A 21032-nucleotide genomic window follows, 5' to 3' on the forward strand; every position below is an offset into this window, starting at 1 on the left:
TCCTTTTCTAAAAGTGTTGTTGCGGCGTTGCCGCTCCGGTGTCACCCTGTCCGGGAGATTCCGGCTGAGCGATTACTAAGAATCTATCCCGCCCCGGCCCAAGGCGTCGATGGGGTGGGCTACCCATGTAGGACTGCCCATGCCATTGTGACGCCTCCACTGGCCTTCGGAATCATTGACAGTCCATGGGGGCCGTGCCATATTGACGGCAGGGGCACGGTACCCATTCATGCCAGGGATTGCCGGCCCGAAAAGGAGGCGCGGCCATGAAATCGGCACTGTGGGAAATAGAGACCTTTGACTACCACGCGGCGGGGGAGCCCTTCCGGATTGTTCCTGCGCTGCCCTTTACAATCGACGGTGCTACAGCCTTGGAGCGTCGCGAGCACGCCATGACGGGCGACGCCAACAAAATCCGAAAACTCCTCGTAAACGAACCGCGGGGGCACGCCGCCATGTACGGCGGGTTCATTGTGCCGCCTAACGATCCCGGCGCCCATTTTGGGGCCTTGTTCTGGCATCGTGAAGGATTCTCCACGGTCTGCGGCCACGGGACCATGGCGCTGGGCACCTGGGCCGTTCGCAGCGGCATGGTCCGGGCCCCGGACGACGGCGAAACGGACGTGGTGATTGACACCCCGTCGGGGCGGGTCACCGCGAGGGTGATGATGGCCGGGGGAAAGGTTGCCGAGGTCGCTTTCCACAATGTGCCCTCATATGTGGTGGCCCGGGACATCGAGGTCAAGACGGCAGACTTTGGCCGGTTGCGTGTAGACCTGGCGTGGAGTGGCGCACTGTACGCCTCGCTTCCTGCTGCCGCGGCGGGTCTGGAGGTCACGCCGTCGAACCTGGCAAAGGTGGTTGCCGCAGGGCACCAAGTGGCAGCAGGTTTAGCCAACGAGCAAGCCGTGCACCACCAGGCCGATTCGCGATTGTCCGGCGTCTTCGGGACCATCTTTCACGAGCCGGTGGCGCATTCCGGCCCCGGTCTGGCCCAACGAAATGTGAGTGTATTTGCCGACGGGCAGGTGGACAGATCACCCAGTGGGTCCGGGACCGCTGCCCGTGTTGCCTTGCTCAGCGATTCCGGTGAGCTGGCCGAGGGCGAGGTGCTTGAGCACTATTCCATGATAGATTCGCGCTTTGCGGCACGTGTTGTAGACCAGGTCCATGGACCCGGTGGCGGCTTGGTTGTAGAAGTCAGTGGCCGCGCCTTCCCAGTAGGTGAGGGGAAGTTTACCCTGGACGCCGACGATGAATTGGGACTGGGGTTTGTGCTCCGGTGAACTGCACGCTGATTATCTAGCAGTGCTGAGATGAAAGGCAGTACTGGCATGGAACACAGCACCGAGAAGCGCCGCAACCGAGGATGGCGGCACTTATCCATTGCCAAGGTCCTCACGCTTGGCACCTCACCCATACCGTCGTGGGTTGCGTTCGTGATGGCTTTATTTGTCACAATTTCTGCCTTTGACGATGTTCGCCTGTTCATCATGACGGGCCCAACGGGGGACCACCCATGGTGGGTGCTTGCCGGAACCATTGCCTACTTGGGCCTGTGGATGGCGTTGGCCTTCCTGCCCAAATTGGCACCCTATGGCTTTGTGCTGTTGTTGGTCACCATGTATCCCCAAGAGGCACCCGGCGGGGCGATCCTCCTGGCATTCGGGGCGCTCGCGGTTGCTGCCTACCGGGTTTCTGTACGCGGGCTCGTGGTCATAGTTGGCGCTTTTTTGGTGTGGCAGATGGCGTGGACCACGGGCATCTCAGCCTTGGGACCGGCTGGGCTCTGGGGACTTTTCCCTGCTACCTTGATGCTCGTGACGCCGGGACTGGCCGTGAAGTTTCAGCGCGAACGGTCCTTGCAAACAGCGCGTGCTCAGATGGCGGCCGAAGAGGTTGCGGCGAAAGCGGCGCTCAATCAGCGCACGGAACTGGCCCGCGAACTCCATGATGTGGTTACCCACGGGCTAACCATGATTGCAGTTCAAGCAAACTTGGGCACCCTCTCCAAAGAAGAAGGGGAACAGCACCGGGCGCTAAGTGAAATTGGCCAGATGGCGCGCAACTCGCTAGATGACCTGCGCCGTCTCCTGCAGACCATACGAGCCGACGATCCTCCGGTTTTGCCTTCCATGGAGGCCGAAGTTGCGCCCAGCTCGGCAACAATCGACCTTGGCCAGAGTGTGGCCGATGCGCAGAAACGGCTCAGTGGCCTCGGGTTTCCGACGGTGGTCACCACCTCCGGAGACTTGGACCGCACCCCAAACGGCCTGCGTTCCACAGTTCTTAGAATCTTGCAGGAGAGCTCCACCAATGTTGCAAAACATTCTGGGGCCGGCACCGATTGTGAAATCTCCGTAGACGTGCACGAGGACAGTTTAGAGCTCTCGATCAGGAACCGGGTGACCTCGGGCAGGCCCAGGCTGCCAGTTTCTGGCACCGGGCTGGTGGGGCTGCGGGAGCGGACATCGCGCCTGGGTGGGACCCTCGAAGCCGGGCAGCAGCGCGGCTACTGGACTGTTCGGGCAGTGCTGCCGTTCAAGAGGCGTGAAACGCTCCACTAAGTTGTGAAGCCTGATTCTTCTCAGACGCAGGAGCCGATGCACCAGGGCCCAGGCTTGTCCACTTGTCTTGTCCGTGTGGACAGATTTTGCCGATTCTAGCCACAAGGGCCCTGTCCATTTGGCTAGATTGCATCAGAAATGTTGCTGACTGCGCGCTCGAGTCCGTAGCGTCAGAAGAGCGCGGTAGGGGCACTGAACAATCTGCTTGCATCACCGAGCATCTCGCCAAACCAGTCCGAAGGAGAAGACGATGAAGGCTTTACGCGTATCTTGCACTGGTCGTAAGGCACAGCCCGGGGCGTCAAAGACACCCGGCATCTGGCCAACGGGCACCATTCCTGTATTCGGAGTCTGATTCCGAGTACGTAGACTGTCAACATGAGTGTGAGCGCTGAAGAAACCGAGCTTATTGCCACGTCAGATCCAATCGACGTGATCATTGTTGACGATGAAAAATTCGTGCGCGGGGCGTTGCGGACTTATTTGTCCCAGGCTGCAGACTTAGTGGTGGTGGGTGAAGGCGAGAACGGCGCTGACGCTGTCCGCCTCGCGCACGAGTACCACCCGGATGTCATGCTTATCGACATTCAGATGCCCGTTATGGACGGCATTGCCGCCATTCGGAAGATCGTGGCCCAGATCCCAGAGATCCGAATCCTGGTGGTGACTGGGCATATCTCCGACACCTACCTCAAAGCAGCCCTGATTGCAGGAGCCAGCGGGTACGTTGTCAAAGACGCAGAGCCAGGGCGAATCGTTGCCGCCGTGCGGGAAGTCCACGCCGGTGACTGCCCGATAGATCCTGCTGTGACCCACCTCCTTGTCGCAGATGTTCGCAAGAGTCTGCCTGCCCGCAGGCCCCGCCCTGACATCGATCTTTCGGATCGGGAAACCGATGTCTTGCGGCTACTTTGTGAGGGGCGCAGCAATAGCGAAATCGCAGCTGCGCTCTTTCTCTCCGAGTCCACTGTTAAGTACCATCTTGTCCGTTTGGGCAGGAAATTTGATGCCCGCGACCGTCTGCAATTGGTGATCACGGCGCTTAGAACGGGGGTCGTGGCGTAGGGGGCTGATAAAAAGACTGTCCAAAAGGATAGGGGGTGAGTTGTGCTCTGCCTGTATACCTTGCGGCGCCTGAGACTTATGCTGGGGATCATCCACGCCACGGTGGGCCATGCTCACCCCGTTGAAAGGCTCCTGTCATGAAATCACCTTTTGTCACTGCGGGTGTTACGGCAGTCATTGCAGTAGGTCTCATTTTGTCTCCCGGCCTTTCTCCGGCGTCGGCCAGCACAGGCGATGAAACTGTCTCAACCACTACAGCCACCTCCCAGGTTATGAATTCTGGTTCCGTAGCCTCGACGTACGGCGTTTGGTACTTGCCGTGCAGCTTTGCCGGTCTCCGGTGGTGCTAGAAACCACCAAAATCATTGGTTCGGCGCCCCGGCGGAACGAGCCTGCCCCCTTTGGGCGTTCAACGTGATGATCAAACGATCAGCGGAAGTGTTGGGGGACGCCCATAATTCACCCTCTCGCGTGTCGCAGTTGTTGCTGCGCGCCGTGGCATCGGGCTGACACACGAGCGCCCTTCCCTCCGTTGGTTTTCCGGCCGTCGGTGGGAGGGGCGTTTTTGTGTTTCCAAATGTTTTTCGTAACGTGCAGTTCCAGAAGGAGCCGCACCGGTGCGATTTAGCGTTCCGTAAGCGGCTTGCGGGCCAGCCACGCGGCCACAACGGCTCCGGAAATGTTGTGCCAGACGGAAAATACGGCAGAGGGCAATGCTGCAAGAGGCGAGAAATGAGCCGTGGCCAAGGTCGCGGCCAACCCCGAGTTCTGCATGCCGACCTCGAAGGCGAGGGCTCGGCGTGCCTTGGCATCGAGGCGTCCCAGCTTTCCAGCCAGGTAACCAAGGCCCAGCCCGAAACCGTTGTGCAGGATGACTGCAAGGAAAACTATGCCACCGGCTGCAACGATCTTGGACGCAGATCCGGCCACCACAATGGCCACAATGACGGAAATGACCACGGCTGAAATCCAGGGCAGCACCGGGAGAACAAAATTCACCAGGCGGTTGAGGAAAAGCCGTGCCAGCAACCCCGCGATGACGGGTACGAGGACGGTCTTGAGGATGTCGACCATCATGGCGCCGGCGTCAACATTGAGCAAGGAACCGGCAAGGAAGAGCGTCAAGGCCGGCATGACGATGGGTGCAATGAGTGTGGATACGGTAGCCACGGCAACTGACAAGGCCACATCACCCTTGGCGAGGAAAGCCATCACGTTCGAGGCTGTGCCGCTTGGTGCGCAGCCCACCAGGATGACGCCGGCGGCCAGTTCCGGGGTCAGATGCAGTCCCATGGCGATGAGCCAGCCAACCCCGGGCATGATGATGTAGTGGGCGCACAAGCCCAGGGCTACGGCCCACGGGCGCTTAGCCACGGCCGTAAAATCGGGCAGCGTCAGCGTGAGCCCCATACAGAACATGATGATCCCCAGCAAATATGGCACGGATGGAGCCATGGGCTTGAAAGCGCCCGGTAGCAAGAATCCAAGGACGCCGGCGACAACCACCAATAGCGGGAAAACGGTGACGGCGATCAGAGCGGTCCGGTCTGCCGGGGCGGGTTCTGTGGTCTTTGACGTTGCAATGGTTGACTGAGGCACCTAATAATCTTGCACCTTGCCGGCCACGTGACCGAATCAGTCCACTATGTGCAACAGCTTAGAACCCCTGGGCCTTGCGGTAGCGCTGCATCTGCTGGTGGCGACGAACCAGGCTGTCACGGCGTGGAGTCTGCTCCAATGAAACTTCCTCCGCCGTCAGGTCGATGTGTTTTTCGCCGAACTGCCACAGCAGCAGGTCATCGAGCAGCCGGTCGGGGCCGGGGGAGTACCTATGGTCCAGCGCCTTACGGACGTTGGAGATGATTTCCGGTTGCAGCAAGGCCGCCAAGTCCATTGTTTTGCCCAGCCCGTGTGCTGCGACCAGCTCGGCAGCCCAGCCCCAATCGTCGTCGGCCTTCCTGTCAACGTGCGGCAGCAAGGTCTGCCAGACGGCCTTGATCCGGTTGGGCGTCAGCGAAACCTTGCCCTCGCCGTCGGCGTCCCAATAGCTTGTGACGGTTTCATACCTGTCATGGAGCTCGGAAAACGCCGATTCGACGGTCTCCAGCATGGCAGCGGTGGCCGTGAACTGCCTGTCAAAGTACGGGCTCCACGCGCGCGGATCCTGAGACTTGAAACGGATATCGTGCTCAATTTCGCTCCATGCATGGGCAAAAATGGTGCGAATTTGGCACTCGAAAAAGTAGCTGCCATTGGGCTTGTTCTCGGGATCGAGCAGCTCCTGGTAGCCGCGGACCACATCATTTTGGATCGTGCGCAGGATCAAATGACGGCTGGAATATCCGTAGGTGCCGGATTCAATGGAACCAATATCCTTCTCTGTATCGCCGCGGCAGTCGAAGATGTTCCGCTTGCGCTTGATCAGGTTGGCGGCTTCGGCGTTCTCCCCCGGCAGGGTGGTGATGACGCGCACGCCCACCATGTCGGTCAGGTTGCGTAGAGGTTCAGGGAACAGCAGGGTCGGAGCAGCATCCGGTTCGGCCACCATCCTGGACGCCTTTTCCCTAAAGGACTCAACGGTCTTGGTGCGGCTCGTGACGAAAAGCGGTTTGTCTTCGGCTTCGGACAAAATCTCCCGGACCAGAGACTCCATCTCAGCGGTGACCTTTTCCAGGGCAGGCCGTGTTCGCTCATAGTCTGCCACTGAGGCGCTGACCGCCGGACGCAGTGATTCATCGAGACGATCCCAGTTGCTACCCATTACCCGAGCCTAAACGCCCGAGCAGGCCGGATGCGAGCAGCACCGCCGACTGTGACACAAATTCTCGATTAACTTCTGTTCCATGCGGTCGTTGGCGGTGTCACGGCGCCGGTGGTGCCCCGGTACTGTTCCGCACGATCAGCTCCGGAACCAAGGTGACCGGGGGCAGCTCACTCCTTGCAGGATCCAGCCGGTGCAGGAGCCGTTGGACGGCCAGTTTGCCGATCGTCTTGAACGGTTGAGCAACTGTGGTCAGCGACGGGTAACTGAATTCGGCCAGTGCGACGTTGTCGACGCTGACGATGGAGATGTCCTGTGGGATTCGCTTGCCGCTTTCATGAAGTGCGCGAATCAATCCGAAGGCCATCTCATCGCTCGAGACGAACATTGCCGTCAGATCAGGGATGCGGGCCGCAATGAGCCCATTCTTGTACCCCGATGCAGGCGACCAATCGCCCTGCAGCTCCGGAGGTGCAGCCTTTCCTGCCCGTTCCAAGGTGGTCCGCCAGCCCTCGCTGCGGTCGCAAGCTTCGATCCAGTTTTGTGGGCCGGCCAGATGCCACACCGTCTCATGGCCAAGGTCCAAAAGGTGTTGCGTGGCCAGCTCCGCGACGAGGGCCTGATCGATGACAAGCAGTTCACTTGACTCGGTTCGCGAGCCGTCAAGGGTGACGATCGGCGTCGTGGTGCCGATCCGCTCTACGACAGGGCTCGAGCGGATCATGGGAACAGCAAGGATGATGCCGTCGGCGCCACGATCCACGAGCCCCTGCACGGCAGTCTCGATGGCGTGGTCATTCATGGAGGAGATGGGCGCACAAATGACCGAATGGTCCAGTTGAGCCGCTGCTAATTCAATACTGCTGACAACAGTGGACCGTGCGTAAGAATCGGTGTTGAAGAGGACCAGACCAATGATTTGAGTCCGCCCCGTGGAGAGGCTTCGGGCCGCGTAATTACGGTGATATCCAAGCTGGCCTATGGCAGCTTGCACGCGATCCCGTGTGGCCGGCCGCAGACTGTGATGACCATTTAGCACCCGCGAGACGGTTTGCGGTGAAACCCCAGCAATCCCAGCAACATCACGGATGCTGGGAGGACGTGTGGGTGGGTTGCTCATTTGTTGTTCCAAGCTGCAAAGGTCATGTCAAGAACTGTAGCTAGGACTGTGGAGGTTGAGCGCCATCCCCAACCGCCACAGCGCCAAGACCTGGAGAGTTCCCTGCCCTTGATGGTGACCACGTAAAAAACGACGGCGGACCAGGGCGAGTGCCTCAATGCCCGTCAGCTCACCGGGCCTCGCGGTCAAGTCCGTCACAATGTGACAAGTGCTCTTCACAAAAGCGCAACCTTTCGAAGGATGAAGACTTCTTCGTGTGGCCCTTCAGCAATGGCCTCTACCGGGGCACCCTAGAGTGGAACGGCGAATTTGGTGCCCTTGGGCTTGCAATTTCCCATGGCACCGAACTCATTACAGCTGAAAAGCGGCCCCGGTGAGAGCGGAATCACTTGAAAGAACGTGCCTGAAACTTCATGTTATCGAAAACCTGATCCAGCGAGTGAGATCTGCATCAGGCCTGGCTAGAAGCATCTTTCAGATGAGGGAGGGTTGGTCACCGCCGTGCTCTTTTGAACGGCTTGCCCTTGTAGCTGGCCTTAAGATGGTGCCATGTTGACTGTTATTGGTGAAGCGTTGATTGATGAAGTGGTGCGGATGGGGCAGGACCCTGTGCCTCACGTAGGCGGAAGCCCCATGAATGTGGCGGTGGGTTTGGCTCGATTGGGCCATCCTGTGCAGTTCCTCGGCCGATTTGGCCAGGACGCCTACGGAGACATGGTGGCGGGTCATCTTCACGCCAATGGCGTCATGGTTCCCTTGGCTGCCGATTCGCAAGCTACTTCCGTTGCCCGGGCCGTGCTCGACGCAGATGGCGCGGCCACCTACGAATTTGATCTGGATTGGTCGTTGCCGGAACTGGGGGCCGGAGCCGCCGGAACCGCACCGAACTACATGTTGGCAGCTACAACTTTGTTGCACACCGGTTCGATTGCCACCATGTTGGCGCCAGGGGCTGCACAGGTCCTGGATGCCGTGGTGCAGGCCCATCCGCACGCCACGATCGCCTATGACCCCAACTGCCGCCCCAGCATCATTGCCGACGTGTCCTATGCCCGGGATCAGGCGGAGAAATTCGTGCGCCTGGCCGACGTCGTCAAGGCCTCCGATGAGGATCTGGCGTGGCTGTACCCCGGCGTTGACCCTAAGGAATCGGCACGCGCGTGGCTTGCCACTGGCGGTTCGGAAGGCCCCGCCATCGTGGTTGTCACCCAGGGTGGAGACGGCCCGTGGGCAGTATGCGCCGCCGGCGAAGTTTCCTGCGCGGTGCCGCCCATCCGGGTTGCCGACACCGTAGGCGCCGGGGATTCCTTTATGGCAGCGTTGCTCTCCACCCTCGTGGACCGTGAACTCGATGGCGCCCAGCGCCGTTCCGAGCTGCGGTCCATGAGCACCGACACGCTCTCCGAGGTGATCGGCTATGCCGCACGGGCCGCCGCCATCACTGTGTCCAGGGCTGGCGCCAATCCACCCAGCCGCGCCGAACTGCAGGACTAGCGACAGCGCGCGTCCGCCGTACGGCGCGAAGTTGGATAGCCTTGGGTATGCGTTTAATTGCCAGTGACATTGACGGAACCATCTTGGGCCACGACGGCCGGATCAGCCGCCGCACGGTGGATGCGTTCGCGGCCGCTGCCGAGGCCGGTGTTGAAATTGTGTTCGTGACAGGGCGACCGCCGCGCTGGCTCGAACCGATCCGTGAGCAGCTGGGCCATGCGGGCACCGTCATCTGTTCCAACGGCGCCGTGAGCTACGACCTGGGCGCCGAAAAAGTCCTCGGTTCCCACCTCTTGCCGTGGGAAACGGTTGAGAAGGTACGCGGAATTGTCAAAGAGCTGGATCCGCAGTCGTATTTCGCGCTGGAGTCGCTGACCGGACTCCACGTTGAAGAAGGCTTCTTTGGCTCCAGAACCCCGGCCAGCAGCGCTTCCGTGGTGCCCGCCGTCCTGACCCCTGGGATAGCCGACGCCGGCATCGTAAAAATGCTCGCGGTTCGCCACACCGGCAATGCCGACGAATTCCTGGAGCTTGTTTACCCGCACATCGGGGTATTGATTGGCGTGACGCATTCAGCGCCGGATCTGGCCCTGCTGGAAATGGGGGCGCGCGGCGTCAACAAGGCAGTCACGCTGGCCGAGTACGCCGCGGCCCGCGGGATCGACGCCGCCGACGTTGTGGCCTTTGGTGACATGCCAAATGACATAGAAATGCTGGGGTGGGCAGGTTCCGGGTATGCCCTTGCCAGCGGCCATCCCCAGGCCCTGGCCGCCGCAGCCCTGGTGGCTCCACGCTTCGAGGACGACGGCGTTGCCCAGGTCATCGAGTCCCGCCTGGCCGCGCTTCGCCTGGCCTGAAGGACGGAGCGACGTTGACCAAGACAGTGAAGCCGTACCTGGCCTCCCAAAATCCCCTTGCGATCGCACATCGCGGCTATTCTCGGGAAGGGTTGGAGAACTCCCTCAAGGCCTTCAGGGCGGCCCTTGAGCTTGGTTATCACTATGTTGAAACGGACATCAACTCCACGGCCGACGGCGTCGCGGTTGTCTTTCACGATTCGACCCTGGACCGGACCACTGACCAAAAGGGTTCCATCTCGGAATTGCCGTGGTCGAAGGTAAGCACGGCCCGCATTGGCGGGACTGAGCCGATAGCCACCTTGGATGAGTTCTTTGCCGCGCTGCCAACGGCGCGCTTCAACATTGATGTCAAAGACGCCGGATCCGTGGCGCCACTCGTGTCCGCGATCGAGCGCTACAGTCTGCATGATCGGGTGTGCATCGCCTCATTCTCTGACAGGCGGCGGCGCAAGGTCCTGGCCGGGCTCACCCGACCGGCTGCAAGCTCTCCGGGTAAGCGACTTCTGATGGCCTACTTCTTCCTCGAGGCCTGGCTGCCAAAGGCCATGCTTCGCGCGCTCATGCGCCGCGTTGATGTCCTGCAGATTCCGCGAAGCTTCAAGAAGCTGGAGTTGGTCACGGAGGCCAAGGTTCGCAGGGCGCACGGGCTGGGGTTGAAGGTTCATGTGTGGACCATTGACGATCCGGCCCGGATGCATGAGCTTTTTGACTTGGGCGTGGACGGCATTATGACGGATCGGTCCGATCTTCTGGCCGAGGTCATGCGCCAGAGGGGCTACTGGACGTAATTTTTCAGTGGTGTCGGTGTGCGGTGGCAGGATGGGGGCATGCGTATTCTCATTGCCCCTGACAAGTTCAAGGGGACCCTGACCGGCCCGGAAGCGGCCGCGGCCATGGCCGAAGGTGCCCTGCGTGTTTACCCCGATGCCGTGGTGACTGCCCTGCCGATTGCCGACGGCGGTGAGGGGACCGTTGAGGCTGCCGTGGCGGCGGGTTATTCGGAGCGGTTTAACACCGTGATTGGCCCCATCTTGAAGCCCGTAGGCGCCGTGTGGGGGTTCAATGAAGACAGCAAGGTGGCTGTGATTGAAACCGCACAGGCCAGTGGCTACCTGCTTAGCGAACCTACCGTTGAAAATTCATTGCGTGCCCATTCCTACGGTTCCGGCCAGTTGGTGGCCGCCGCATTGGATGCCGGGGCTGTGGAAATCATCATTGGGCTGGGCGGCTCGGCCATGACCGACGCCGGAACGGGCGCCTTGCGTGCCCTGGGCCTTAAATTGCTGGACGTTCACGGGAACTTGGTGCCTTTGGGCGGTGGCCCCTTGGCGGATGTTGTGGCAGTGGATGCCTCCGGCCTGGACCCGCGCTTGGCGGGCGTGAAGGTTCGGATGGCCGTGGATGTGGATAATCCCCTCTACGGCTACAACGGCGCTGCCCACGTATTTGGCCCCCAAAAGGGTGCCGATCCGGACGCCGTGGAGTTGCTGGATGCGGGCCTGCGAAACCTGGCATCGGTGGTGCGGGAGTCTACTGGGATCGACATTGACATTCCCGGGGCTGGGGCAGCCGGTGGCTTCCCGTCCATGTTTTTGGCCTATGCCAAGGCCACCGTGGAGCGCGGCTTTGACCTGGTCGCGAGCCTCATCGACCTCGAATCCGCACTGGATCAGTCTGACCTCGTCATTACCGGTGAGGGTTCCCTGGATGCGCAGTCGTTGTCCGGAAAGGGACCCCTCGGCGTTGCCGACGCTGCGCACGCACGGGGACTTCCCGTCGTCGTGGTTGCCGGAAGGATCACGGTGACGCCGCAACAGCTGGCCAAGCACGGCGTTGTTGCTGCCGTCAGCGCCACGGATGTGGCTGGTTCTCCCGAGGCGGCGCTGGCCGATGCTGCGCGGTACACCACTATCGCGACATCCGAGGCGCTCAACGGCATCTGAGCGCCTCGGACGGACAGTGGGGCTAGGACTTTCCGAGCGTTGCCTCGGCGGGCTGGTCATCGGGATCCAGCGGGTTGGTGGCCGTACCACGCCACTTCGCCAGTGCGTTCATGCCGTGGTAAATGATCAGTGCGGCGGCGGTGCCCAGCGCAATGCCCTCAAAAGTGAGGTTCCCTGCGGTCCAGGTGAAGTTGGCGATGCCAATGATGAGCGCAACGGCGGCCGTGGTCAGGTTGATGTTGTTGGAGAAGCTGACCTTGTTCTGAACCCAGATGCGCACACCCAGCACGCCGATCATGCCGTACAGCAGGGTTGCCGCGCCGCCCAGCACGCCCGCGGGGACAGTGGCGATGACTTCGCCAAACTTGGGGGAGAAGCTTAGGAGCAGTGCGGCAATGCCGGCCACCCAGTAGGCGGCCGTTGAGTAGACCTTCGTGGCCGCCATGACGCCAATGTTTTCCGCGTAGGTGGTGGTGCCGGAACCGCCGCCGAAGCCGGCGAGGGTGGTGGCCACGCCGTCGGCAATGATGGCGCGGCCCGCGTACGGGTCAAGGTTTTCACCCGTCATGAGTGCCACCGACTTCACATGCCCAATGTTTTCGGCAACCAGCACCAGCACCACGGGGATAAACAAGCCCAGAACGGCGAAGTGGAAAGTTGGGGTTTGGAAGTGCGGCAGGCCGATCCAGGCTGCCTGATCGATCTTGGAGAAGTCCACTTCGTTGCGCAGCACGGCCACACTGTAACCAACAATCACGCCCACCAGAATGGCCAAGCGGCCAAGGATTCCACGGAACAGCACGCTGACTAGGATGATGACCAACAGCGTGACCAGAGCCGTGACGGGGGCCAACTCAAAGTTATTCCGGGCCGACGGCGCAAGGTTCAGTCCGATCAGGGCCACGATGGTTCCCGTGACAGGTGCCGGCATGAGCCGGTTGATCCAGGAAGATCCGAACTTCTGCACCAGCAGGCCAAGAACGGCCAAGGTTACGCCGGCAATAACCACGCCTCCGAGTGCGCCGGCCACGCCGAACTGCTGCTGGGAGGCCAAGATCGGGGCAATGAAGGCAAAGCTGGAACCCAGGTAACTGGGCACCTTGCCACGGGTTAGGACCAGGAAGAACAGGGTGCCAATGCCGGAGAAGAACAAGGTGGTGGCTGGGGGCATGTTCGTGATCAGGGGGACCAGGAACGTTGCGCCGAACATGGCGACCACATGCTGCATGCCAATGCCGATGGTGCGCGGCCAGCTCAGGCGTTCATTAGGGGTGACAACCTGGCCCGGCTTGATGCTGCGCCCGTCTCCGTGAATGCTCCATTGTGTGCCCAGCAAACTCATCCGCTTCTCCGATTCTGGGCCCACGCATGTACGCGGCCCGCAGATAAGAATATCGGACGGTGTTCACGGGTGCGGAATATGGCCTTCGTTGGCCAGGAGAACCACGCCGAGAAGATCGTTCAGCGCGTGCGCCAGATCCGGATGAGCTAATTCATACCGGGCCCGGCGGCCTTCGGCAATGGCAACGGCCAGTCCGCATTCGCGCAGGCAGGAGAGGTGATTGGAGATGCTTTGCCGCGAGACGTTCAATTGTTCCGCCAAATCGGCCGGATACGCAGGCGCCTTGGCCAGGTTCATCAGGATTTCTGCCCGGGTGGGATCGGACAAGGCATAACCAAAGCGGGCCAACACGGCTGCATTGCTAATGGGCTTCATTCTCAATATCATACATTAGTTGCTGAATTCATCTGACGCTGTACTATTGAGGTATGTCAGGACACGATCATTCCCACTCCCACGCAGGCGCCCCGGGCGAAAGTCACCAGGGCCGCATTGCCGTGGCACTGGGAATCACCCTGGCGGTTTTTGTTGTCCAGGTTGTTGGATCCGTCCTCACCGGATCGCTCGCACTGCTTTTCGATTCGGCGCACGTCCTGACCGACGCCGGAGGGCTCGCGATGGCCCTTTTGGCGGCACGCTTGATGACCCGGCCCGCAACCAGCAAGCGCACCTGGGGCTTTGCCCGCGCGGAAGTCTTGGCAGCAACGGCGCAGGCCGCCGTGCTTCTCGCCGTTGGCCTTGTGGTTTTGGTGGAGGGAATTCAGCGGCTCTTCAACCCCACCGAGATCGCCTCCAACGAGATGATCATTTTTGGTGCGATCGGCCTACTGGGGAACATCATCTCCATGTTTGTGCTGTTGGGTGGGCGCAACAAGAACTTCAACATGCGCGCAGCATTCCTCGAGGTCATCAATGACGCACTGGGCTCGGTGGCCGTCATTGTCGCGGCGATCGTCATCTCAACCACCGGCTGGATGCAGGCCGACGCCGTGGTGGCCATGCTTATCGGCGCGCTGATCCTGCCGCGTACCGTGAAACTGCTGCTGGAAACCATCAGCGTGCTGCTCGAATCAACGCCGTCGGGCCTGGACTTGGATAATGTCCGCGTTCACATTCTGGAACTTGAGCACGTCATCAGCGTTCACGATCTTCACGCGAGCCAAATCGCCACGGACCTTCCCGTCCTGTCAGCCCATGTGGTGGTGGACGACGAATGCTTCTACGACGGCCACGTCCCTCAACTGCTCGACTCCCTGCAAAGCTGCGTGGCCGGGCACTTCGAGGTCAGTGTTGAGCACTCAACGTTCCAGCTGGAAACCGCCGCCCACGCTGAACACGAACACGGCGCGCACCACTAACTGCAGGCTCCTTGGCTGTGGTGACCGCTTAAGCCAGGTGGCGGAGCCGGCATTTTTTGTAGGCGACGTAAAGGAGACGCCAAAGGCCGCCCGCGGCCGACGCGTCGGATAGTCGCCGGAAAAATGTCGGGCCGCCACAGCGGTCCGGCCGGTGCCTCGGTGCTAGGAGATGACGCCGTCCACGAGGGCCTTGGCCTCGGCCTGAACCTGGGCTAGGTGCTCGGCTCCCTTGAAGGACTCGGCGTAGATCTTGTAGACGTCTTCGGTGCCGGAGGGTCGGGCCGCGAACCAGGCGTTCTCGGTGGTGACCTTCAGGCCGCCGATGGCTGCCCCGTTGCCGGGAGCCTCGGTCAGCTTGGCCGTAATATCTTCGCCAGCCAGGGTGGTGGCCGTGACGTCGGCGGCTGAGAGCTTGCCCAGTGCCGCCTTCTGTTCCCGGGTTGCGGCGGCATCGATGCGTGCGTACGCTGGCGCCCCAAAGCGGTCGGTCAGCTCACCATAGTGCGCCGAGGGTGACTTGCCCGTGACGGCCGTGATTTCCGAGGCCAGCAGGGCCAGGAGGATGCCGTCCTTGTCCGTGGTCCAGACCGAGCCGTCCTTCTTCACGAAGGAGGCGCCGGCGGATTCCTCGCCACCGAAGACGCCTTCTCCGGAGAGCAGGCCGGGAACAAACCACTTGAAGCCCACGGGGACCTCGACGAGCTGGCGGCCCAGGTCTGCGGCCACGCGGTCAATGATGGAGGAGGACACGAGCGTTTTGCCCACACCGGCGGTGGCGGGCCACTGCGAACGGTGCGTGTACAGGTACTGAATGGCCACGGCCAGGTAGTGATTGGGGTTCATGAGCCCACCGTCCGGGGTGACAATGCCGTGGCGGTCCGCGTCGGCGTCGTTCCCGGTGGCAATGTCGAAGGGGGCACCGGCCTTGAGCTTGTTGATCAGCGATGCCATGGCCGAGGGGGAGGAGCAATCCATGCGGATCTTCTCATCCCAGTCGAGAGTCATGAAGGCCCACTGCGGGTCAACGGTGGGGTTCACAACCGTGAGGTCCAGGTTATGGCGTTCGCCGATTTCGCCCCAGTAGTCCACCGAGGCACCACCCATGGGATCCGCACCAATGCGAACACCGGCAGCGCGGATCGCATCCAGGTCCAGCACGGAGGGGAGATCGTCAACGTAGCTGGAGAGGAAATCGAACTTGCCCGTGGTTGAGGCCGCCATGGCCTCGCTGAGCTGCACACGCTTTACGCCGCGCAGATCATTTTCCAACAGTTCGTTGGCGCGGTTGGCAATCCACCCGGTGGCATCGGAATCGGCCGGACCGCCGTGAGGCGGGTTGTACTTGAAGCCGCCATCGCCCGGGGGGTTGTGCGAAGGTGTCACAACGATGCCATCGGCAAGGGCCTCGGTGCGGCCCTTATTGTGCGTAAGGATGGCGTGCGAAACAGCCGGTGTGGGCGTGTAGCCGTGTCGGGCGTCGATCAAAACCTCCACGCCGTTGCCTGCCAGAACCTCAAGGGCCGTGTTTTGTGCCGGCTCACTCAAGGCGTGGGTGTCCTTGCCCATGTACAGCGGGCCCGTAATGCCCTGCCCGGCGCGGTACTCCACAATCGCCTGAGTGATGGCGGCAATGTGGCCCTCATTGAAGGAAGTTTTCAGTGAGGAGCCGCGGTGCCCGGACGTGCCAAAAGCCACGCGCTGCGCCGGATCACTGAGATCGGGCGAAAGATCGTAGTAAGCATCCAGCAATGCAGAAAGATCAACAAGGTCTTGGGGAAGGGCAACAGTGCCCGCGCGGCTAGCCATGGTTCCAGCATGACAGAGCCGCGGGCCGAATAGCACGCGCTGCCCATTCTATGAACGGCGATTACCATCCTGTGACACTTTTAATGGAAGTTCCCCGGGATATAGGAGACAAGCTGCACTACGATGAGAGGCAACTTTACATAACCGAATTACCCCGTCACGGGGCACAATGTTCAGCAGGAGCCAACCGTGTCCAACCAGCCAGAGAACCCCCAGCCCCATGAGGGTCAGGCGCCCAGCTACACGCCGCCGGGGTACAACGCCCCCGCCGTACCGCCGCCATATCAAGGCCCGCCGGCCAATCAGGCTCCCCAGAACCCCTATGGGGATTCGAACCAACAATTCCAGCCCCCTATGTACGGCGCACCGCAGGCGTATCAAAACCCGCAGGCCTACCCGGGCCAGCAACCTTACCCAAATCAGCAGTTCCAATACGGCTCGTACCAGGGCGCCCCGGGCTACATGGGTGCCGCTATCGGCCCGCGCGGACTGAGCCTGACCAGCATGATCCTAGGCTTGGCGTCCCTCGTGGTGGGGGTTGGATTCTTCATTGTTCCGCAGATCGTGGGCATCGTCCTGGGGCATCTGGGTTTGCGCAAGGAAAACCCGCAGGGTCGGGGCTTTGCCATCACCGGCCTGATCACCAACTACCTGGCGCTGCTGATCTGGGGTGGCATCTACATCATCATGATCTTTGTTATTGCAGTCTCGGAAAGCGGTTCGAGCTACTAAATAACCATCGGCGCTTTCTGGAACAGGGCGTCCCTTAACTGCCGGCGGCATCCTGGCCTTTCGCGCAAGCGACGAGCCAAGATGCCGCCGTCAGTCCTTTAATGCTGTGCCTACATGATGCCGGCCATGAGCTTCTTGATGGGCTTCTTGGCCAGGAACAGCGCCACGCCGAAGCCGATCGAAACCAGGCCGATGGCCAGGAAGTACGGGGTCTCGTTGGCGGGGTCATACCACTGGGCAAGGACGCCCGACATGGCGGTTCCGAGCGAGACGGACAGGAAGAACAGCGCCACCATCTGCGTCTGGAAGGCGGCCGGGGCCAGTTTCGTGGCCAGGGACAGGCCCACAGGGGAGAGCATGAGCTCGGCAACCGTGAAGAGCAGCAGGATGCCAACGATGGCCATCATGGGCACCGCGGCCATGCCGGAGAACGGGATGAACGCCAGGTAGGCCAGACCCATGACCACCAGGGACACGGAGAACTTCACGGGGGTGCCGGGCTGGCGGGCGCCCCACTTGGTCCAGATTGCTGCGAACACGCCGGCCAGGACAATGATGAAGACCGGGTTGATGGAGGTGACCCAGCTGGCCGGAACTTCCCAGCCGAGGATGCTCCGGTCAAGGCGCTTATCCGCGTAGAGGGCAATGACCGTGAACTGCTGCTGGAACAGTGACCAGAAGACGGCGCTGGCCAGGAACAGCGGGATGAACGAGTACACCCGGCTGCGATCCACTCCGGTTACCGACTTGTTGGAGAGGATCACGGCAAAATAGGCGATGGCAGCCAGAATCACGAATGTCACGATGATCCACTTGAGGTTCTCGGCCGTGATGAGCTTGAAGGCAACAGCCAAAACGATGACGACGACGGCGGCCGCGGCCAATATGCCAACCTTGGCATATTGGGTCTTGGGCAGTGGGTTGGCAACGCGGTGTGCCGTTTCCGGCAAGTTCTTGCGGGTCAGTCCGTACTGGAGCAGACCAAGGGCCATGCCGACCGCGGCAGCGGCGAAACCAACGTGGAAGCCCCAGGTAACCTGCAACCAACCGGTGATGAGTGGTCCAATGAGGCCGCCAATGTTGATCCCCATGTAGAAGATGGAGAAGCCTGCGTCGCGGCGCTCGTCATCCTTGGCATACAGAGTTCCCACCAGGGATGTGGCGTTTGCTTTCAAGCCGCCCGAACCGATGCCGATCAGGATCAAGCCGGCGGCAAGTCCGGCAGTGCCCGGAATCAGAGCCAGCGACAGGTGTCCGGCCATGATCAGGATTGCGCTGTAGAAAAGGACCCTTTCGGACCCCATCAAACGGTCGGCAACCCAGGCGCCAAGAATGGTGGAGAGATACACGCCACCGCCATAAGCGCCGACGATTCCCAAAGCGGTGCCTTCATCAATACCGAGGCCACCCTGGGTGACCGAGTAGTACATGTAGTAGGCCAAAATGCCCTGCATGCCGTAGAAGGAGAACCGTTCCCACAGCTCGACGCTGAAGAGGTTCAACAACATCTTCGGCTGTCCAAAGAAGGAAGTGTCGCGGGGGTTTGGCGGTGTCTGGGCCGATGCGGCGGGACTCTTTTGTGAACTCACAGCTTCAATTTTTGCATTCTAGTCACGAATCGTCACAATCCTGGAAAGATTGACAAGCGCGCGAACGACTTCGCTTCGCTCAGCTCAGGTCCCTCGGGCACTAGCGCCGTCGTGCCCTCCCAATCCTCGCTTCGCTCGGCTCGGGTCCCTCGGGCACTAGCGCCGTCGTGCCCTCCCAATCCTCGCTTCGCTCGGCTCGGGTCCCTCGGGCACTAGGCTTAGCTGCAGGATTTATCTTTACCTGGTAGGAGTAAAACATGTCAGATGTCATGAGTGTCAGCGTCAATGAACTGGCCGCGGATGCGGTGATTTTGGATGTCCGCGCGGACTACGAATGGGAGGCCGGGCACGTCGAAGGTGCCATCCATATCCCGCTCGAGCAGTTGCCGGCGCGTTTGGATGAGCTTGACCCTGACACGGACCTGAACGTCATTTGCCGTACGGGCGGCCGTTCTTTCCGCGCAACGACGTGGCTAAACCAAAACGGTTACAGTGCGTTCAACGTCATTGGTGGCATGGGTGCTTGGTTTGAGGCGGACAAGCCCATGATTTCCTCCACCGAGGAAACCCCGCGCGTCCTTTAAATTACTTCCCTTATTGCTGCAACGAACAGGTGCCCCCATGATTTCCGTGCCCAATAATTCCGCATTGCCCCTGACATTCCTTGGGCCGGAAGGGACCTTCACCGAGTCCGCCCTGTTGCAGGTTCCTGGCGCTGCCGAAATGGAGCGGGTCCCGTCAACCAACGCCGCTTCTGCGCTGGCCAAGGTGCGCAAAGGTGAAGCATTTGCAGCCATGCTCCCCATTGAAAATTCCATCGAAGGCGGCGTCCCGGCAACCCTCGACGCCATCTCCAACGGTCTGGAACTGCGGATCCTGCATGAAGTGGTGGTGCCGGTCAGCTTTGTTTTGGTGGCACCGGCGGGCGTGGCCCTGGCCGACATCACCGCCGTCGGCACCCACCCGCACGCTTGGGCGCAGACCCGGGACTGGTTCGCCGACCACCTGCCGTCGGCCATTCACGTTCCGGCAAACTCGACGGCGGCTGCGGCACATGCGCTCGTGGCGGGCACCGACGCATTCCAAGCTGCCGTCTGCGCGCCCCTGGTCGCTGAGCAGACCGGATTGAGCATCCTCGCAGCAGGCATCGAGGACAATATTGGTGCCGTAACCCGCTTTGTCCTGGTGGGTCAGCCAGGTGCACTGCCGGAACCCACAGGGGCCGACAAGACGACACTGGCAATTCCTCTTCCCGAAGACCACCCGGGAGCCTTGATGGCCATCTTGGAACAGTTCGCCAGCCGCGGCGTCAACCTGAGCAGGATTGAATCCCGCCCCACGGGACAGTTCCTGGGCCACTACATTTTCAGCGTTGATGTTGATGGGCATGTGCGCGACGCCCGCGTGGCCGATGCCTTGCGAGGATTGCACCGGGTCAGCCCGGACATGCGCTTCCTGGGGTCCTACCCCCGTGCGGACAAGCAACCTCCGCTGATCCGCTCGTACAACTCGGATGCGGCGTTCGGCGAGGCCGCATCCTGGGTGGAATCGCTGCTGTAGCGAACTAAACCAAGTCCCTGGTTTTTAACATGCCGCGACCCACAACAATGAAGACGGCAATCGCGAGGCAAACGGGCACAAGGAATCCGAAGAATTCGCCGCTGAGGACCACCTGCGTGAGCAACTTGGTGGCCAACAAGGCGCCGGTACTGGCAACGCCGAGCTTGGGGGTAAACCCCTCGAGCATTCCGCGCCGCAAAAGCATCAAGATTCCGGCACCCGCAACAGTCACGGCGATCGCCAAGCCCAGCATGGACAGCAACAGCAGATACCACGGGGCAAACAAGATATTCGTGAGGACTTGGGCAAATGACCCCAAGGATTCCAGAACACCCAAAATGGTTAAGAGGACGCCGCCGGGGAACTTGAAGTTCAAGGCTTCGGCTGGCAATTGAAGAGAAACCGGTTTTTTGCCGGTTGATTGGCTGGACGGCGGAGCTGACGGTTGAATTTCCGAACTGTCCGGCGACGGGTGACTCACGGGGTGACTCCTGGTCCACAAGAAATGCATTTGGTAACAACATCAAGATTACGCTGTGCCGGGACCCTTTCGCCGCCGGGCTTGCGAACCTATGATTGGCCTATCTTCAGGAATTGACGTCTAGGCCGGGGAAGTTGGCCTTATCAGGAAAGAGGTGACCCAGCCATGACTCCGCAATCAGAACCGGTGCGTGTGGAAAAGGACAGCGGCCAGGACGGAACCATCGTCAATCCTGGTGCGAAAGAAGGCCGGGATACCTCAGTTGGCGATGAGGGTGACGACGCAAACGAGTTGCGCTTTGACGAAGAGACCCGCCTCATTCGAGAACAATCGCAACGCCCCGAAACGGACTAG

The 21032-nt window shown here is 60.9% G+C and carries 20 protein-coding genes; 12 read left to right on the forward strand and 8 right to left on the reverse strand.

Translation table 11 applies throughout. The features are described from left to right. The first annotated feature begins 266 nt into the window (after positions 1-266). From BLV41_RS16110 to BLV41_RS16120, 3 genes are all read left to right on the forward strand, one after another. Positions 267-1286 carry a proline racemase family protein gene (locus BLV41_RS16110; protein WP_058945647.1) on the forward strand — a complete coding sequence of 340 codons (1020 nt, stop codon included), beginning with the start codon at positions 267-269 and terminating at the stop codon, positions 1284-1286. Positions 1287-1334: 48 nt separating this feature from the next. Beyond that, complete coding sequence (locus tag BLV41_RS16115; protein ID WP_074712473.1) at positions 1335-2567, forward strand: histidine kinase; 1233 nt, start codon at positions 1335-1337, stop codon at positions 2565-2567. Positions 2568-2945: 378 nt separating this feature from the next. Then, positions 2946-3632, forward strand: a complete 687-nt coding sequence (locus tag BLV41_RS16120; RefSeq protein WP_044577763.1) for a response regulator — start codon at positions 2946-2948, stop codon at positions 3630-3632. A 624-nt stretch (positions 3633-4256) separates the two neighbouring features. On the opposite strand, the gene BLV41_RS16125 is transcribed toward BLV41_RS16120, so the two are convergent. The 3 genes from BLV41_RS16125 to BLV41_RS16135 form a co-directional block, all read right to left on the reverse strand. Next, complete coding sequence (locus tag BLV41_RS16125; RefSeq protein ID WP_074712474.1) at positions 4257-5231, reverse strand: bile acid:sodium symporter family protein; 975 nt, start codon at positions 5229-5231, stop codon at positions 4257-4259. 58 nt (positions 5232-5289) lie between these two features. Continuing rightward, complete coding sequence (locus BLV41_RS16130) at positions 5290-6393, reverse strand: GTP pyrophosphokinase (protein WP_074712475.1); 1104 nt, start codon at positions 6391-6393, stop codon at positions 5290-5292. A 100-nt stretch (positions 6394-6493) separates the two neighbouring features. Beyond that, positions 6494-7513 carry a LacI family DNA-binding transcriptional regulator gene (locus BLV41_RS16135; RefSeq protein WP_074712476.1) on the reverse strand — a complete coding sequence of 340 codons (1020 nt, stop codon included), beginning with the start codon at positions 7511-7513 and terminating at the stop codon, positions 6494-6496. Between the two features lie 549 nt (positions 7514-8062). Here BLV41_RS16135 and BLV41_RS16140 point away from each other — a divergent pair. The 4 genes from BLV41_RS16140 to BLV41_RS16155 are packed head-to-tail and all read left to right on the forward strand — an operon-like array spanning position 8063 to position 11810. Further along, positions 8063-9007, forward strand: coding sequence for a carbohydrate kinase family protein (locus tag BLV41_RS16140; RefSeq protein WP_074712477.1), 945 nt, complete (start codon positions 8063-8065; stop codon positions 9005-9007). Between the two features lie 47 nt (positions 9008-9054). Then, positions 9055-9864, forward strand: coding sequence for an HAD-IIB family hydrolase (locus BLV41_RS16145; RefSeq protein WP_074712478.1), 810 nt, complete (start codon positions 9055-9057; stop codon positions 9862-9864). Positions 9865-9878: 14 nt separating this feature from the next. Continuing rightward, a complete protein-coding gene (locus BLV41_RS16150) occupies positions 9879-10655 on the forward strand; it encodes a glycerophosphodiester phosphodiesterase family protein (protein ID WP_074712479.1) in 777 nt (258 codons plus the stop codon). A gap of 39 nt (positions 10656-10694) precedes the next feature. Beyond that, positions 10695-11810: a glycerate kinase gene (locus tag BLV41_RS16155; RefSeq protein ID WP_074712480.1), complete on the forward strand. Its 1116-nt coding sequence runs from the start codon at positions 10695-10697 to the stop codon at positions 11808-11810. Between the two features lie 22 nt (positions 11811-11832). On the opposite strand, the gene BLV41_RS16160 is transcribed toward BLV41_RS16155, so the two are convergent. Both BLV41_RS16160 and BLV41_RS16165 read right to left on the reverse strand, forming a co-directional pair. Continuing rightward, on the reverse strand, positions 11833-13152 hold the full coding sequence (locus BLV41_RS16160; RefSeq protein WP_074712481.1) for a uracil-xanthine permease family protein: 1320 nt from the start codon (positions 13150-13152) through the stop codon (positions 11833-11835). Positions 13153-13215: 63 nt separating this feature from the next. After that, positions 13216-13527 carry an ArsR/SmtB family transcription factor gene (locus BLV41_RS16165; RefSeq protein ID WP_044577784.1) on the reverse strand — a complete coding sequence of 104 codons (312 nt, stop codon included), beginning with the start codon at positions 13525-13527 and terminating at the stop codon, positions 13216-13218. A gap of 53 nt (positions 13528-13580) precedes the next feature. Between BLV41_RS16165 and BLV41_RS16170 the strand changes: the two genes are divergently transcribed. Beyond that, the gene (locus BLV41_RS16170) at positions 13581-14510 is read left to right on the forward strand and encodes a cation diffusion facilitator family transporter (RefSeq protein WP_044577787.1); all 930 of its coding nucleotides are present in this window, start codon (positions 13581-13583) and stop codon (positions 14508-14510) included. A 162-nt stretch (positions 14511-14672) separates the two neighbouring features. Here BLV41_RS16170 and pgm read toward each other — a convergent pair whose 3' ends face one another. Then, on the reverse strand, positions 14673-16316 hold the full coding sequence (gene pgm / locus BLV41_RS16175; RefSeq protein WP_074712482.1) for a phosphoglucomutase (alpha-D-glucose-1,6-bisphosphate-dependent): 1644 nt from the start codon (positions 16314-16316) through the stop codon (positions 14673-14675). Positions 16317-16505: 189 nt separating this feature from the next. Between pgm and BLV41_RS16180 the strand changes: the two genes are divergently transcribed. Beyond that, positions 16506-17048: a DUF4190 domain-containing protein gene (locus BLV41_RS16180; RefSeq protein WP_244516942.1), complete on the forward strand. Its 543-nt coding sequence runs from the start codon at positions 16506-16508 to the stop codon at positions 17046-17048. Positions 17049-17158: 110 nt separating this feature from the next. Here BLV41_RS16180 and BLV41_RS16185 read toward each other — a convergent pair whose 3' ends face one another. Continuing rightward, on the reverse strand, positions 17159-18556 hold the full coding sequence (locus tag BLV41_RS16185; protein ID WP_139244475.1) for a peptide MFS transporter: 1398 nt from the start codon (positions 18554-18556) through the stop codon (positions 17159-17161). 338 nt (positions 18557-18894) lie between these two features. On the opposite strand from BLV41_RS16185, the gene BLV41_RS16190 reads away from it, so the two are divergent. Next, a complete protein-coding gene (locus BLV41_RS16190) occupies positions 18895-19221 on the forward strand; it encodes a rhodanese-like domain-containing protein (RefSeq protein ID WP_074712485.1) in 327 nt (108 codons plus the stop codon). Between the two features lie 37 nt (positions 19222-19258). Further along, positions 19259-20197 carry a prephenate dehydratase gene (gene pheA, locus BLV41_RS16195; RefSeq protein WP_074712486.1) on the forward strand — a complete coding sequence of 313 codons (939 nt, stop codon included), beginning with the start codon at positions 19259-19261 and terminating at the stop codon, positions 20195-20197. A 4-nt stretch (positions 20198-20201) separates the two neighbouring features. On the opposite strand, the gene BLV41_RS16200 is transcribed toward pheA, so the two are convergent. Continuing rightward, positions 20202-20678, reverse strand: a complete 477-nt coding sequence (locus BLV41_RS16200) for a hypothetical protein (RefSeq protein WP_074712487.1) — start codon at positions 20676-20678, stop codon at positions 20202-20204. A gap of 165 nt (positions 20679-20843) precedes the next feature. On the opposite strand from BLV41_RS16200, the gene BLV41_RS16205 reads away from it, so the two are divergent. Then, the gene (locus BLV41_RS16205) at positions 20844-21032 is read left to right on the forward strand and encodes a hypothetical protein (RefSeq protein ID WP_074712488.1); all 189 of its coding nucleotides are present in this window, start codon (positions 20844-20846) and stop codon (positions 21030-21032) included.

Origin of the sequence: Arthrobacter alpinus, from assembly GCF_900105965.1 — a bacterium.
Lineage (GTDB): Bacteria > Actinomycetota > Actinomycetes > Actinomycetales > Micrococcaceae > Specibacter > Specibacter alpinus.

Bases quoted from the DNA above. Each gene is read 5' to 3' on its own strand.
- BLV41_RS16110 (WP_058945647.1), top strand. From the start codon at position 267: ATGAAATCGGCACTGTGGGAAATAGAGACCTTTGACTACCACGCGGCG.
- BLV41_RS16115 (WP_074712473.1), top strand. From the start codon at position 1,335: ATGGAACACAGCACCGAGAAGCGCCGCAACCGAGGATGGCGGCACTTA.
- BLV41_RS16120 (WP_044577763.1), top strand. From the start codon at position 2,946: ATGAGTGTGAGCGCTGAAGAAACCGAGCTTATTGCCACGTCAGATCCA.
- BLV41_RS16130 (WP_074712475.1), bottom strand. From the start codon at position 6,393: ATGGGTAGCAACTGGGATCGTCTCGATGAATCACTGCGTCCGGCGGTC.
- BLV41_RS16135 (WP_074712476.1), bottom strand. From the start codon at position 7,513: ATGAGCAACCCACCCACACGTCCTCCCAGCATCCGTGATGTTGCTGGG.
- BLV41_RS16140 (WP_074712477.1), top strand. From the start codon at position 8,063: ATGTTGACTGTTATTGGTGAAGCGTTGATTGATGAAGTGGTGCGGATG.
- BLV41_RS16145 (WP_074712478.1), top strand. From the start codon at position 9,055: ATGCGTTTAATTGCCAGTGACATTGACGGAACCATCTTGGGCCACGAC.
- BLV41_RS16155 (WP_074712480.1), top strand. From the start codon at position 10,695: ATGCGTATTCTCATTGCCCCTGACAAGTTCAAGGGGACCCTGACCGGC.
- BLV41_RS16160 (WP_074712481.1), bottom strand. From the start codon at position 13,152: ATGAGTTTGCTGGGCACACAATGGAGCATTCACGGAGACGGGCGCAGC.
- BLV41_RS16165 (WP_044577784.1), bottom strand. From the start codon at position 13,527: ATGAAGCCCATTAGCAATGCAGCCGTGTTGGCCCGCTTTGGTTATGCC.
- BLV41_RS16170 (WP_044577787.1), top strand. From the start codon at position 13,581: ATGTCAGGACACGATCATTCCCACTCCCACGCAGGCGCCCCGGGCGAA.
- pgm (WP_074712482.1), bottom strand. From the start codon at position 16,316: ATGGCTAGCCGCGCGGGCACTGTTGCCCTTCCCCAAGACCTTGTTGAT.
- BLV41_RS16185 (WP_139244475.1), bottom strand. From the start codon at position 18,556: ATGTTGTTGAACCTCTTCAGCGTCGAGCTGTGGGAACGGTTCTCCTTC.
- BLV41_RS16190 (WP_074712485.1), top strand. From the start codon at position 18,895: ATGTCAGATGTCATGAGTGTCAGCGTCAATGAACTGGCCGCGGATGCG.
- pheA (WP_074712486.1), top strand. From the start codon at position 19,259: ATGATTTCCGTGCCCAATAATTCCGCATTGCCCCTGACATTCCTTGGG.
- BLV41_RS16205 (WP_074712488.1), top strand. From the start codon at position 20,844: ATGACTCCGCAATCAGAACCGGTGCGTGTGGAAAAGGACAGCGGCCAG.